Origin of the sequence: Sphingomonas sp., from assembly GCF_032114135.1 — a bacterium.
Taxonomy (GTDB): Bacteria; Pseudomonadota; Alphaproteobacteria; order Sphingomonadales; family Sphingomonadaceae; genus Sphingomonas.
In genome coordinates this window covers 1-14016 of the sequence record NZ_DAMCTA010000002.1, presented here as the reverse complement: position 1 = coordinate 14016, position 14016 = coordinate 1, and the positions used below count along the sequence as shown (strand labels likewise).

Below are 14016 nucleotides of genomic sequence, written 5' to 3'. Positions count from 1 at the left end.
AGCCGCGCAACGAATTGGCCGACAGCGAGTTCCTTGCCTGCGCTATCACGGCGGGAGTCGCAGGGGGGATCGGTGACGGAACGCTCGGTTGATACGGCTATCCCCATGCTAGGCGAAACCGACCGAACTGGCTATCGCCAATGGGCAGGCTTCGTTCTGATGTGCCTGGGCATGTTCATGGCGATCCTCGACATCCAGATCGTCGCGACATCGCTGCCCGCCATCCAGGCGGCGCTGGGCATCGCGCCCGATCAGATGGTGTGGGTGCAGACCGCCTATCTCACCGCGGAGATCGTCGCGATACCGCTGACCGGCTTTCTTACTGCGCGCCTCGGCATGCGATGGTTGTTCTTCGCGGCGATCAGCCTGTTCACCCTGGCCTCAATCGGCTGCGCGGCCAGCACCGGATTCGCGCAATTGGTGGCCTGGCGGATCGTGCAGGGCTTTGCCGGCGGCACGCTGATCCCCGCGGTGTTCGCCGCGGTGTTCCTGTTGTTTCCACCCCGCGCCCAGGCCCTGGCGACCACCATCGCCGGGGTGGCTGCGGTCCTGGCGCCCACCGTCGGGCCGATCGTCGGAGGCTGGATCACCCAATCCTTTTCCTGGCACTGGCTGTTCCGCGTAAACATCGTGCCTGGGATCGTCGCGGGGCTAGGGGCGCTGTATTTTCTGCGCGGTGCCGCCGTGGGGCGTCGGGAACGGCGTCCGGTCGATTTACTGGCGCTGGCGCTGCTTGCCACCGCGCTGATTGCCCTGCAAATCGGCCTCAAGGATGCGCCGACGTTCGGCTGGACGGCCCCGCGCGTGCTGGGGCTGCTCGCCGTTGCCGCCGCCGGCGCGGGCGGCTTTGCGTGGCGAACGCTGGTATCGCATGCGCCGATCGTGGAACTGCGCTGCTTCGCCGATCGAAACTTCACGATCGGCTGCGTGCTCAGTTTTGTCCTCGGCTTCGGCTTGTTCGGCTCCACCTATCTGATGCCGTTTTTCCTCGGCCTGGTGCGCGAGCACGGGCCACTTCGCATCGGCGAGATCATGCTGGTGACGGGCTGCACCCAGCTGCTGACTGCGCCGATCGCGGTCTATGCCGAGCGCAGGGTGGATCCCCGCCTGCTAACCGCCTTCGGCTTCGTGCTGTTCGCCATCGGCCTTCTGCTCAGCACCGGACAGACCGAGCAGACCGACTTCACCGCGATGATCCTGCCGCAAATCGTTCGCGGCGCGGCAATCATGTTCTGCCTGCTGCCGCCGACCCGCATGGCACTCGGGCGCCTGCCCGATCGGCTGGTCGCCGATGGCAGCGGGCTGTTCAACCTGATGCGCAACCTGGGTGGCGCGGTCGGCCTGGCGCTGATCGACAGCACGATCTTCAGCCGCGCCCAGGTCGCCGGCAACCAGATCGCGGACCAGCTGCGCGCGGGAGACGTCGCCACCGCGGTACGGATCGGTATCCCGCGCGAGGCCTTTCTTGAGCAGCGCGGCCAGCCGCTCGACGACTTCGCTACCGAAATGGTGCGGCCGCTGGTCGAGAAGGCGGCGCTGGTGCCCGCCGTCAACACCGCCTGGCTGCTGTGCGGCCTGTTGACCATCTTGGCAGTGCTCGCGCTGTTCTGGGTTCGCCGTGCGCCGCCCAGCGATACGAGCCCCTGACTAACAGGAACGAACCGGCTCCGCCGTCATTCTCCGGACACGGACTTCCCGGAGAGCATCATGCGTGCATTCGACCTCTATTACTGGCCGGTACCCTTTCGCGGTCAGTTCCTCCGCGCCATTCTGGCGTTCGCCGATGCACGCTGGGCCGAGCATGACGCTGACGATATCGCTGCGCTGATGGACGAGGCCCCCGCGGAACAGCCGATCGGCTTCATGGGGCCGCCCGTTCTCGTCGATCGGGAGCGCGACTTCGCCCTTTCGCAGATGCCGGCAATCGCCCTGTATCTGGGCGAACGGCTGAACCTGCTGCCCGACTCGCCGGAAGGCCGGGCCCTCACCGCCAAGGTCGCCAACGATGCCAACGATGTGATCGACGAACTCACGCTGGACGGCGGGCGCGACATGTGGACGCAGGAAAAATGGGACGCTTTCGTACCGCGGCTGCAGAAATGGCTGCAAATTTTCGAGGACCTCGGCAAGCGCAAGGGTCTGTCCGCCGATGCCGGCTTCCTTCTCGGCACGCGGGCGCCGGGCGTCGCGGACATCATCACGTCCACCCTGTGGTCCACCATGGCAGACCATTTCCCCAAGATCGCCGATCTTGCCGAGCACAGCGCACCCGCGATTTGGGGTCTGTCGCGTCGCCTTCAGCAAACCCCGGCGCTCGTCGCGCTGAAGCGAAAGAGCGCCGCCGATTTCGGCGAGGCCTATTGCGGCGGCGACATCGAGACATCGCTGCGCAAGGTCGCTGGCTGACCATGGCGCACCCAGCATTCCGCCCGCGCGGATGAGCACCGCCGGTCCAGATGCACGGCAATACCCCGTCACCCCGGACGGGCGATACTTTGTGGTGCGCGGACGGCTGTGGCGCCGGGCCAATCCGGCATTGCCGCCGTCGCAACGGACGGACCTCGTCGCCACGCTGATGGCTGCACGGCGCGCGGTGGGGGCGGCGCGACGCAAGGGGGACGTTGCGGCCGAAGCGGCAGCCCGCGCCGTCGTCGATCGTGCGAAACGGCAGCTTGGCGAGCGCGGCCTGCCATGGTGGACGGATGGCGCACCGGACTATAATCGCCACCTCGCACGCAACACGCCCTATGCCGCGTGGTACCAGGGGTTGGCCTCGACCCTCCCCACCGGCGAGATCGGGCAGCCGGCTTCTTAGCCACGGAGCGCCGGCGTTACTTGAGCGGCGTGTACCGACAGGTAAAGCGCGGTGTGGTCGCAGCGCCATCGGGGGTGAGATGGATGTACAGCCTGTCCCCCAGCAGGTCGTCGAGATTGAAGACGGCGTCCGCGTCGTAGAGGTCGTCGCGGTGCGCATCCTTCCAGCCGTGGACGGAGGCCAGGGCGCGCGTCTTCGCTTCTTTGGGCGATCCGGCCACGACGAACATATTCTTGTGCTGCTCGGCGAAGTCGACGCCGTCATAACCGCCCAGGTTGACGAACCACAGCTTTTCGCGCGCATTTGAGGGCTCCTGGCGCAGCGAGACGCGATGGCCATCGGCGCGGTCGATCTCCGCCCAGCAGTCGATGTGGAGCGTACCGGGCGTACCCCACCAATCGGCGCGCAGCCTATCCTCCGTGTCTTGGATCGTCTTGGCGACGACGAAGCGAACGTCATGCACCTCGATATGCGCGGACGGATGCTCCCCACCAATATAGATTGCGAACAACTTCACCGCAGCGCCTCCCAAAATTGCACCCGTCACGCCGCCGCCTCCAGCGATGCCGCGTCCGCCACCGCTGCCAATTCCGTACCCACGATGATGCCCATATCGTGCGAGCTGGTGATACCTTGGATAAACGGATGTCGCTGCAACAGAAACGGTATGCTGAGACAGAAAAGCTGTTCCCGCACGGGGTGCGGACTGACAGGTCGAAACAGCGCATCGACGACGACGCCCTTGATACCGGCACCATCGACCTGCGTCGCATCTTCAATTATGCCTTGCTCAAGAAGCGTCGGGAACGGGAACTCGTCGGCACCGAGCGGTCGCTGGCCCGTCGCATCGATGAAGGCCGGGAAATGCCGACACTGCCCGTCGATCGTGACGATCGCCCCAGGCTCCGATTTCGTATCGATCTTGCTCCCTTCCCCGAGCGCGACGACCTCCAACCGTCCGGCCCGATGCAGCGCCAGCATGCGTTCGATCGAAAGATGCGGCACGGTGGCGTACGCGTCGACGAACACGGGCTTCAAGGTGGTGTTGAAGACCTCCAGTGCGGTCTCGTCGAGGTGCGGGGCAATCAGCGCCAGCACCTCATGCATCCGCAGGATCGCGTAGCGCCACGGGACCGTATGGCTTGTTGCAAAGTCTCTGCGAGTTTGCGCCAGATTCTCAGCAGCCCAATCGAACGGATCGGCCGCCACGCGTTCGGCGAAATACCGGGCAGCAAAAGACTCCAGCGTGACGTCGGATAGGCCGATCGCGCGGGCATAGTCGGAATCGACAGCCGTTAGTTCGTCACGAAACAGGGCAAAGGCGCGTGTCAGCAAGTCTGCGCCGCCCTGCGCGATCAGGGCAGACACCGCGTCCGGGGTGCAGCGGGCGAGCGGCTCGTACGGAAGCGGATGGTGGAAATCCGCTTCGGGCAGCAATCCCTTTCGCGACAACATGGTGATGGTGAAGCCCCCCGCCTGCGGATCGACTTCATAGCGCAATGCCTCCCCTTCGGCTTCCACGAACGTGCCATGTTCGGTTGCCAGCGTGACCGCCGCATCGATCGCCGTCAGCGAACTGCCGAGGATACCGATCGACAGGGGCGGGATGCGGTGCAGCGCCGTGGCCGGCCATGGGCTGAGGAAATAGCCGGGCTTCACTTCCGGTTCTTCGAGCCATTGGTGGCCGGTCGCCAATACGACGTTGTCATGGCACCGTTCGAAGGCCGCGCCCCTATTGGGGGACAGCGAAAGACAGATGCGAGTCCCCTCCGCGCGGGCATCCTCGACGCGAACGCCGGTCACGACATCCACGGTCATGCCCCGCCCCCGCGCCGCAGCAATCAGCCATTCGAATTGATCCTGAAAATAGGCCCCGAGCGCTACGCGCGGATAAAAGCTGTTCGCGTCGATCGCATCGGGATTGACGCCGAGCCGCAGGAGCGTCGGGCGCGGCTGGCGTTCGAGCCAAGCGCAAAGAGTCTCGCGGATCGGCGGGATCTCCACGCTGGCAATGTTCGAAAGCATCGCCGGATCATTCCAATCGGGGCGATAGGGCGTACCGAGGCCAGCACGGGCCTGCGCCTCGTAGATCGTGATGTCCGCCTGCCCCCGCATCGCCGCGAGCATCGCGTGCAATGTGTAGATCGTGGTTGGTCCGGCACCGACAAAAGCAATGGATGCGCGCATCGCATCTGAAAGCTTGGCGACGCGTCTCGTGCCCTGCCCTTTGGTGCAGGGCGCGCTTTTCGTATCCGCTCACCAGCAAGAATATCCCGATCGGCTGGCACGGTGCATCGGTTTGCCGGCCATTTGGTCACAAGCATTGCCTGATCCAAGACGACGGAAGCCGCTGCTGACGCTTCGCCAAAATCTGGTACCCGATCGCCGGGGCAAGACTTCCCCTCGCACAGGATTGCCCCCCGGGCGTCACGACGCACCCGCGCCTATACCTGCCCTGCAGGCGGCACCAAAGCCGGCTGCAAGTTTCCGCATTGTGCCAGGAACTTGGCATAGTTAGGCTGGCTGCAAAGAGGGGGTCAGAGCAATGCAGCGAGTGCGTGGGGGAGTTTCGACCGTCATCCTGGCGTCGCTGCTGGCCGGGTGCGGTGGCGGCGGGGGCAGCAGTAACGGGGCTGGCACCGTTGTGCAGCCCGGCGCTGGTGCTTCGACACCCACCCCGACCGCCGGCGCCTGTACGTTGCGCGCCCGGCAGGATTGGATCCTCGCGACGATGCGCGAATGGTATCTTTTCCCCGAAACGCTGCCGTCGAACCTCGATCCGGCCGGCTATGGCACTGCCGATACGTATCTCGACGCGCTCACTGCCACCGCGCGGGGGCAGGGCCGCGACCGCTACTTTACCTACCTCACCTCGATCGCCCAGGAGACCGCCTATTATACCAGCGGCTCCAGCGCCGGCTTCGGCTTTCGCCTGACCAGCGACGGCAGCAGCACGCTCACGGTCGCCGAAAGCTTCGAGGGCGGCAACGCGCTGCAGGCCGGGATCGACCGCGGCACCCAGATCCTTGCCATCGGCACCAGCAGCAGCGACCTACGCGATGTGAGCACCCTGTTCAGCACGCAGGGCTCGGCGGGGGTCCAATCCGCGCTCGGCCCGGACACCAACGGCACCACCCGCGTGCTGCGCGTCCGCGATCCGAACGGCAATATCCGCACCGTCACGCTCGCGAAGTCGGATTTCACCCTCACCCCGGTATCGAGCCGCTATGGCGCCCGTATCCTCACCGATCCGAACGGCGGCGGCCGCGTCGGCTATGTCAATCTGCGGACCTTCATCGATACCGCCGATCCGGCGCTGCGCAGTGCCTTTGCCAATTTCAAGGCGCAGGGCATCGATAGCGTGATCGTCGACCTGCGCTACAATGGCGGCGGACTGGTCTCGATCGCGCAACTGTTCGGCGACCTGCTCGGCGGTGCACGCGCCACCACCGACGTGTTCAGCTATACCAGCTTCCGACCGGAAAAGTCGGCGAACGATAGCACCCGTTATTTCGGGCCGCAGCCCGAATCGATCGCCCCCACGCGCATAGCCTTCATCGGCACGCGCAGCACCGCCTCGGCAAGCGAGCTGGTGATCAACGGCATGATCCCCTATTTTCACGCCAATCTTGGGCTGATCGGCACCAACACCTATGGCAAGCCGGTCGGTCAGGTCGCAATCGACAAGACCGAGTGCGACGATCGGCTCCGCGTGATCGCCTTTGCCACACAGAACGCCAATCGCCAGGGCAGCTACTTCAACGGCCTCGCCAGCAATGTCGAGGCAAGCTGCGCCGCCGGCGACGACCTCTCGCAGCCCCTTGGCGACGTGCGCGAGGCCTCGGTGAAAGCTGCGCTGGATTTCGTTGCCGGGCGCAGCTGTAGCGCGATCGGCGGCTTCGCCTTGGCGCGCGTCGCTTCCGCCCACAACGAACTGCTTTCGCCCGAGCGCCCGAGCACGGCGCAGCGCGAGGTGCCGGGAATGTTCTAAACCCTTGTCGCGGCAAAGTAACATCAAGTAAACGCACGCCAATTCGCAACCATCCTGGGTCTGGCTAGTTCACCGGCCACATTCAGGAGGGAAAAATGAAGACCATTTTCTGGTGTGGCGCGGTCGCATCGCTGGCGATGACGGCTGCCGCCGCGGCCGAGGCGCCCCGCAACTTGGCACCGCAGACCGAACCGATGCCCCCGGCGCAGATGACGATGCCGCGCGACGCGATGGGCTATGCGCGCATGGCAGGCGCCGGCGACCTGTACGAGATCGAATCCTCGCGGCTCGCCCAGCAAAAGGGCGCGACCGGCGCGGTCCGCCAGTTCGGCCAGATGATGATCGAGCACCACACCCAGACCACGCAGGCGCTGACCGGTGCCGCCCGCGCCGCCGGCATGACTCCGCCGCCGCCCGCGCTTGCGCCGCGCCAGCAGAAGATGATCGACGAGCTTCGCGGTCTCTCCGGCGCGCCGTTCGACGCGGCCTATCTTCGCCAGCAGCGCATGGCGCACCAGGAAGCGCTCGCGCTCCACGCAGACTATGCCGAAAACGGCGACAATGCCGCGCTGCGAAAGGCTGCCGCTGCCGCGGTGCCGATCGTCCAGCGCCACATCGACTTGCTCGCCCAACTGCCCAAGGCCTGAGCCACCTGCACGCGCGGCGGGTCGACCTCCCCGGTCTGTAAGGTTAGGAACAGGCGTCCGCCCTAAGGATGCCGATCATGCAGTCCCCCTCCGATCCGTCGCCCGCCGCCCTTCGCATCCTTGTCGTCGAGGATGATCCCCAGCTCGGCGCATTGCTCGTCCGGCAATTGGGCTTGCTGGGCTACGCGGTCGAGGCGGTTGCCGATGGCCGTGCCGCGATCGCGACGCTGGGCCGCGCGCAGTTCGACGCGATCTTGCTCGATCGCCTGCTGCCCGCGATCGAGGGGGTGGAGGTGCTCCGCCGCATCCGCGCCGAGGGCATCGAGACGCCGGTCATCCTGCTCACTGCGCTCGGGCTCACCCAGGAACGCGTAGAGGGCCTCGAGGCTGGCGCTGACGACTATATCGTCAAGCCGTTCGAGATCGACGAGCTCAACGCCCGCATTCGCGCAGTGCTTCGCCGTCGCAGCACGCCGGGGGCGGACACGGCGACGCTGACCGCCGGCGACGTGACGGTAAGCGTGCTCCGTCACCGCGTCACCCGCGCCGGCAAGTCGATCGAACTGCAGAAGACCGAGCTCAAGCTGCTCGCCGAACTGGTCCGCGAGGCCGGCAGCGTGCTGTCGCGCAAGATGCTGATCGAGCGGGTCTGGGGCTATGATTTCGTGCCGGCCACCAACATCGTCGATGTCCATATCCTCAAGCTGCGCCAGCGGCTGGAGATGCCGGGCCTGCCCGATCCGATCGCGACGGTGCGCGGAGTCGGCTATATGTTTCGCGCCTGAGCAATGGCGCGACGGCGCCTCCGTTCGCTCGGCCGGATCGCGATCGCATTCGCACTGGCGCTCTCGGCGGCAACGGCGCTAGCCGGGGTAGGCGTGTATCTGGCGCTGCTTGATGCGATCGATCATCAGGTCGACCTGCGGCTGCAGGCCGAAGCGCGCGAACTGCTGGAGGGCGGCGGCGGCGTACGCGCGATCGTCCCTCGCATCGCCCGCGAAAGCAGCGAGCGCGAGAGCGCGGACATCGGCTTCCTGCTGCGCGACCCCCAGGGGCGGGTGATCGCCGGCAACATTGCCCCGGCGCATCCGCTGCCAATCGGCGTCTACACCGTGAAACGCGATGCCGCGATCCCCGGCCTCAGCCGCGGCCGCGCGTGGGTGCGACGGCTGCCGGGCGGTGAGACGCTGGCGCTGGTCGCGGAAAGCGAACCGATCGACCAGCACGATCATCGTCGCGTCCGCATCCTCGCGATCGGCTTCGGCGCAGTGATGGCGCTCCTGCTGATCGGTACCTTCGCGCTGATCCGCGCGATCCGCATCAACATTGCCGCGATCGGCGGCACGGCGGAAGCGATCATCGACGGCGACATGCGCGCGCGTGTGCCGGTGGAACATCCCGGCAGCGTGTTCGGCGGTCTGGCGATCACCTTCAACCGCATGCTCGATCGCATCGGCGAACTGATGACCGGCATGCGCAGCATCTCCAATGACATCGCGCATGATCTGCGCACGCCGCTGGCGCGTCTGCACGGCCGGCTGGCAGCGCTTGCCGATCTCCCCGAGGCGGCGGCGGTGCGTGAGGAACTCGCCGGGGCGGTTGCCGAAAGCGAGGAGATCCTCGCGATCTTCGCCGCGATCCTGCGCATCACCGAAATCGAAGCCGGCGATCGCCGCGCCGGATTCGCGCCGCTGGATCTGGCAGCCCTGGCGGCGGACGTCGGCGAAGGGCTCACGCTGCTGGTGACCGAGAACGGCCGGTATTTCGTTGCACCTGTGCCGGCGGCGGCCGTACCGGTGGAAGGCGACCCGCGCCTCCTTACACAGTTGATCGTCAACCTGATCGAGAATGCCGTGAGTCACACGCCGCCCGGAACGACGATCCGGCTGGACGCACGCCGCGACGGCGACACGGCGCTGCTCTGCGTCTCGGACGACGGCCCGGGTATTCCGCCTGCGGAACGCGACCGGGCCCTGCGCCGCTTCGGACGCCTGGACGCCAGCCGCCACTTGCACGGGCACGGGCTCGGCCTGCCGCTCGCGCTCGCGGTGGCGCGGCTGCATCACGGCACGCTGGCGCTGGAAGATGCCGAGCCCGGCCTGCGCGTCGCGCTGCGACTTGCGCTGGTCGGCTGATCTTCAAAGGTTCGGGAAAAAAGGGCGGCTGGTGGAGCTGAGGGGAATCGAACCCCTGACCTCTGCAGTGCGATTGCATTCTGCGCTGCTTAGACTCTCGGTTTTCCGCCGATGAAACTCGATTTTTTTGAGGAACAGTGGTAGAACAGGGGGCAATTGCGATACCAACGCGATACCAGGACGGCGCCGTGATTTTCGTTTGCGGTAACCACTTGGCTGCTGCGCATAGCCCGCAGACTCCGTCTCGCCTTGCGGCCCCTTACCTCGCGTTGCACTATCAAGAGGAGCAACGTATTCTTTCACGATGACTATAAGAGTTGAAAGTCGTCGTCCTAAGAAGCGACCTGTGTCACCGGATGATATCGCAGAGGAGCAAATTGAAGCCGGCGATTATCTCGCGGTGTTCCACGGCGATTCGCCGAGCCTTTGGCACTTTGATGGCACCCGCGCGGCGAGAGTAGGCCTCGCGGGCAGCGAGCGCTACCTTTTCCTTGAGGCGACCGATCTGGAGACATTCAGGCTCGCAATCGAACGCCATCCCATGACGGCTGGCCAATCGTTCATAGTCTGCCGCTTGCAGCTTCCGCCTGGTTGCTACCATCCCCGGATCGCGCGTCCGTCTGTCCAACCGGACGCAATCGGCTGGGGCACCTTCCCGCTCGCGCTGCAAATTGACCAGCCACTTGTCAGCGCTCTCAACCAGCTGCGCACCCTTCTCCACATGCTCGATGGAATATTTGCCGTAATTCATCCCGTGGAAGCAAATTTGCGCTGTTTTGGCGCCGAAATCCGTAACCTTCTCATGCTTGCCTGCACCGAATGCGAGACCCTTTGGCGGGGCACACTCACGGCCAACGGCTATCCGGTTACGGAAAGAGCCTCCACAAACGACTTCGTGAAGTTGCTCCGGCCAATGCGACTTGATGAGTACGCCGTTCGTTTTCAGCGGTGGCCTTGGCTTACGCCTGCATCCCCTTTTGCACGTTGGAACTCCGCTGCGGCATCTAAGTCATTAGAGTGGTATGCTGATTACAACGCATCGAAGCACGATCGCGAAGCCAATATGGAGCGAGCCACTATCTCAGCTTCTCTGCACGCTGTTGCGGCGGTCTTCATAATGATTGGCGCGAGCTACGGGGCTACGGCGATCCGTCACTTCGATGATGTTGACCGATTTTTTGACCTTGTCCAAGCGCCTCGCTGGCTGGGACGGGAACTCTACTGTCATCCGTACCCCAGCAGCACGTATAAGGCGGTACCTCTATTTTAATGCGGCTTAGTGCCGCTTCCCGACATAGGCCAGCTTGGGAGTAGCACGCGGGAAAAGTGTGACCGGGATGACCGCCCTGCGATTTCAACGACTTAGGACCAAACCAAAAAGCAAACCGAGACCAAACCGGATCACGGCCATAAACAGTGATTTGCTTTCAAAATAATTTCCTTTGTTTACAGTGAGGTAATCCCGAGAGGGGGTGTTCGGTTTGCTCTGGTCAGGCTGTCACTGTGACCGATGAATCGCAGCATAAACAATGCGTTAGGACGAGCCGGGCGGGGTCGGTTTGCTCGGTCACACTTTTCCCGCGAGCTATACCCCTCCGCTGGCGAATGCTGAGCGATTTCCCAGACCCGGTGGATGGCCACTTGCACCCGCCGGAGGTGCATCAAATCGCATCACGATAACGCCCTATCTCCCTCAGGGCGGCTTTCAGGGGCTGCTCAGTGCATCAAAAGGGACACGAAAAGGGGGCGGGCGAGGCGGGGGGAAAAGCGCTCTTTTCGAGGCGGCAACGCGGAGGGGGGCGGCCCCCGCCCCCTTGGCCTCGGTCGGGGCGGCCGGCCCTCCCTGGCCTTGATCCGGACAGCCCCCGGCCCCTAGCCTCGGTCGGGGTGGAGCAGCTCGATCGCACTGGTCGCGAACTCGTGGAAGATGCGCTGCCAGTGCGGGCCTGCTTGGTCTAGCGGCACATCGTCCAGCGTGCCGCCGCGCCGGCTATCCCACAGGGCTTGAGCAAGCTCTTCGATTAGCGCCTCGCGATCGTTCGCAGTGCAGATCCGGCACCGCGACGAGCTGCCGGTTGAATGATCATGCGGGTTGTCGACTCGAGATTGCATCGCCTAATAGTGTTCTAGTTATGTTCCATTCGCAACCCGCCCCAGCTGACACCCTTCGATGAGCGCGAACCACCGCTATGAGACGCTCAGCGACATCACCCGCCGAGGCTTCAACGCCCTGGTGCAATGCGGATGCGGGCACACGTCCGTCATCGACGCGCGCCGCTTGGAACGCTGGTATCGGTGCCATCGCTGGTCGACGTCGCTGCATATGCTGCGCGACCATCTGTACTGCCTGCGGTGCGGAGGCCGCCCCGCCACCGCAAAGGTTCGGCCGTCCGCGCAAGATCCCACTGCCCCCAACCGCTTCCCGAACACAGAGGAGCAATGGGAAAGACTGATCCGCGGTCTTCGCAGCTGACAAAAAAAGCCCGGATGCAGGGGCATCCGGGCTTGGTGTAGATCGGCGCAAGCCCGGCAATCAGCTGGGCAGCGTGAAGTTGCTGATCAGCAGCTCTCCCGCCTTCTTCGCCTTCTTCTGCGCAAAGGTATAGGTGGTCTCGACCTCAGCCATGGCGAAGGCGCCGAACACCTCACGCACGCCAGGCGTGTCATTCAGCGATAGCAGGAACTTGCCCTTGAGGCCGGCGAGCTGGGCCGCGAGCCGCTCGAAATCGTCGCGGCCGAAGACGTCCTGACCATAGTCCGTCTCGCATCCCCAATAGGGCGGATCCAAATAGAACAGCGCACCGTCGCGATCGTAGCGAGCGATGAACGCGGAATAGGTGAGTTGCTCGATCACAACGCCCGCAAGGCGATCGTGAAGGTCCGCGAGCAGCGGCTCGAGTTTGGTGACGTTGAACCGGGCCCCGGCGGCGGCATCGACGCCGAACGCGCGGCCGTTCACCTTCCCGCCGAAGGCGAGCCGCTGCAGGTACAGGAAACGCGCCGCCCGCTGCAGGTCGGTGAGGCGCTCGCCGGGCAGCGCGCGGAGCCGTTCGAATTCGGCGCGGCTTGCAACGCGGAAGCGAAGCATGTCGAGCAGATAGGGATAGTGCTCCTGCAGCACGCGGAAGAAGGTCGCGACATCACCGCTGACGTCGTTGATCACCTCGGCTCTGGGCCGCTGCCGCCGGCGTAGGAAGATGCCGCCCATGCCGACGAAGGGTTCGGCATAGAGCTGGTGGTCGACCTGCTCGATGATGCGGACGATACGGCCGGCGAGATTGCGCTTGCCGCCGATATAGCCGGCGGCGGGGGACACGGGGGTAACGGCACTCAGCATGGTGGAAGGCTCTGCCTCTTCTGGGGTTGAAGCCGCCTATCGACGGCGGGGGTCCGCCGGCCACGACCGGGCCGACGGGATCTGGGGGAGCCACGGTGGCACGGCGCCCAATCTGTAGGAAACAGCCAGAGGAGGAGGCGAAACGATTTAGGCTGCGCTCGCCATCGGTTTGCGCTCGCGGAACCGGATCACCTCGCGGCCGACAAGCTCGTTGAACTGCAGCAGCCGCACCTGCAGGGGCGCGATCTCCAGCTCGAAGAACATATCGACCGCCTGGAGCGGGTTGCCAAAGCCGCTGGAGCCCTGCGCCGGCACGATGCCGAGCAGCTGCGGCGGCACGCGGTGCGCGGCGAGCACGTCGTCGCGCGTCGCGTTCTTGATGCCGAGAAACTCGTCCTTCGCGCCCACCTCCGCGATCGGCAGGATCTTGAGGCTTCCCTCCTTCGCGTTGGGCGCGTGTACGAACAGGTTGCGGAAGTTGCCCGGCCCCCGCGACGCCTTGAGCGCCGTCTTGAGCGCGGTGGTGTCCTTCTCGTCGATCTCGCCGGTGGCGTAGAGGATATAGCCCGCGTGGCTGCCGTTCAGGTAATAGCGGCGGCGGAACAGCGTCGCCGCCTCGTTGAGCAGCGCCGACTGCAGCGCGCTCAGATATTCGGGCACGCCGTAGATCTCCTGGTTCACGTCGGGCTGGCAGACCTGCTGCACGCTGCCGGGGGCGAACTCCACCTCGTCGCGGTCGCCGGGGACGTAGAAGAAGCGCCCCGCCTCCACCCCGCGCCGGGTGTATTTGGCGATGGCGTGCTCATAGCGCAGCACGCCGCCCAGGATGTTCCGCCGCTCCTCCAGATAGCCGTTGCCGAAGACGAGAAAATCCTGCGCTAGCGCCTCGAAGGCCGCAGTGCCGAGCAGCGGCGATGCCTGGAAGGACGCGACCAGCAGGTTGCGCTTGAGCATGATGGCGCTGCTGTGGTGCGGCGAGACGCGGAACGCGCGCGCCAGGCCGTCGAGCGACACCGGCGGTTCGTACCAGCGGCCATTGTGCCAGCACTCGGCCATGTCGAGCAGCTCGCGCCGGTTGAGCACCGGCTCCG

Annotated in this window: 14 protein-coding genes; 9 read left to right on the top strand and 5 right to left on the bottom strand. The window is 65.1% G+C overall.

Going from position 1 to position 14016, the window contains the following annotated elements:
• Window positions 1-105 precede the first annotated feature (105 nt).
• The 3 genes from RT655_RS12045 to RT655_RS12035 all read left to right on the top strand — a co-directional run bounded on the left by RT655_RS12045 (window position 106) and on the right by RT655_RS12035 (window position 2815).
• A complete protein-coding gene (locus RT655_RS12045; RefSeq protein ID WP_313536982.1) occupies window positions 106-1647 on the top strand; it encodes a DHA2 family efflux MFS transporter permease subunit in 1542 nt (513 codons plus the stop codon).
• 60 nt (window positions 1648-1707) lie between these two features.
• Complete coding sequence (locus RT655_RS12040; protein ID WP_313536980.1) at window positions 1708-2406, top strand: glutathione S-transferase; 699 nt, start codon at window positions 1708-1710, stop codon at window positions 2404-2406.
• Window positions 2407-2575: 169 nt separating this feature from the next.
• Window positions 2576-2815, top strand: coding sequence for a hypothetical protein (locus tag RT655_RS12035; protein ID WP_313536978.1), 240 nt, complete (start codon window positions 2576-2578; stop codon window positions 2813-2815).
• A 16-nt stretch (window positions 2816-2831) separates the two neighbouring features.
• On the opposite strand, the gene RT655_RS12030 is transcribed toward RT655_RS12035, so the two are convergent.
• On the bottom strand, window positions 2832-3332 hold the full coding sequence (locus RT655_RS12030; RefSeq protein WP_313536976.1) for a DUF1543 domain-containing protein: 501 nt from the start codon (window positions 3330-3332) through the stop codon (window positions 2832-2834).
• 26 nt (window positions 3333-3358) lie between these two features.
• Window positions 3359-5002 (bottom strand): FAD/NAD(P)-binding protein, encoded by a 1644-nt coding sequence (locus RT655_RS12025; RefSeq protein ID WP_313536974.1) that lies wholly within the window; start codon window positions 5000-5002, stop codon window positions 3359-3361.
• 358 nt (window positions 5003-5360) lie between these two features.
• Between RT655_RS12025 and RT655_RS12020 the strand changes: the two genes are divergently transcribed.
• The 5 genes from RT655_RS12020 (at window position 5361) to RT655_RS12000 (ending at window position 10858) form a co-directional block, all read left to right on the top strand.
• Complete coding sequence (locus RT655_RS12020) at window positions 5361-6806, top strand: S41 family peptidase (protein ID WP_313536972.1); 1446 nt, start codon at window positions 5361-5363, stop codon at window positions 6804-6806.
• A gap of 95 nt (window positions 6807-6901) precedes the next feature.
• Window positions 6902-7453, top strand: coding sequence for a DUF4142 domain-containing protein (locus tag RT655_RS12015; RefSeq protein WP_313536970.1), 552 nt, complete (start codon window positions 6902-6904; stop codon window positions 7451-7453).
• 77 nt (window positions 7454-7530) lie between these two features.
• On the top strand, window positions 7531-8238 hold the full coding sequence (locus RT655_RS12010) for a response regulator transcription factor (protein WP_313536968.1): 708 nt from the start codon (window positions 7531-7533) through the stop codon (window positions 8236-8238).
• Between the two features lie 3 nt (window positions 8239-8241).
• Window positions 8242-9588, top strand: a complete 1347-nt coding sequence (locus RT655_RS12005; protein WP_313536966.1) for an ATP-binding protein — start codon at window positions 8242-8244, stop codon at window positions 9586-9588.
• Between the two features lie 346 nt (window positions 9589-9934).
• Window positions 9935-10858: a hypothetical protein gene (locus RT655_RS12000; RefSeq protein ID WP_313536964.1), complete on the top strand. Its 924-nt coding sequence runs from the start codon at window positions 9935-9937 to the stop codon at window positions 10856-10858.
• Between the two features lie 602 nt (window positions 10859-11460).
• On the opposite strand, the gene RT655_RS11995 is transcribed toward RT655_RS12000, so the two are convergent.
• Complete coding sequence (locus RT655_RS11995) at window positions 11461-11700, bottom strand: hypothetical protein (protein ID WP_313536962.1); 240 nt, start codon at window positions 11698-11700, stop codon at window positions 11461-11463.
• 58 nt (window positions 11701-11758) lie between these two features.
• Between RT655_RS11995 and RT655_RS11990 the strand changes: the two genes are divergently transcribed.
• Entirely contained in the window at window positions 11759-12061 is a 303-nt protein-coding gene (locus RT655_RS11990) for a hypothetical protein (RefSeq protein ID WP_313536960.1), read from the top strand.
• 60 nt (window positions 12062-12121) lie between these two features.
• Here RT655_RS11990 and RT655_RS11985 read toward each other — a convergent pair whose 3' ends face one another.
• On the bottom strand, window positions 12122-12925 hold the full coding sequence (locus RT655_RS11985) for a DNA adenine methylase (RefSeq protein WP_313536959.1): 804 nt from the start codon (window positions 12923-12925) through the stop codon (window positions 12122-12124).
• 147 nt (window positions 12926-13072) lie between these two features.
• The coding region (locus RT655_RS11980) for a phage portal protein (RefSeq protein WP_313536958.1) at window positions 13073-14016 on the bottom strand (944 nt) is incomplete at its 5' end.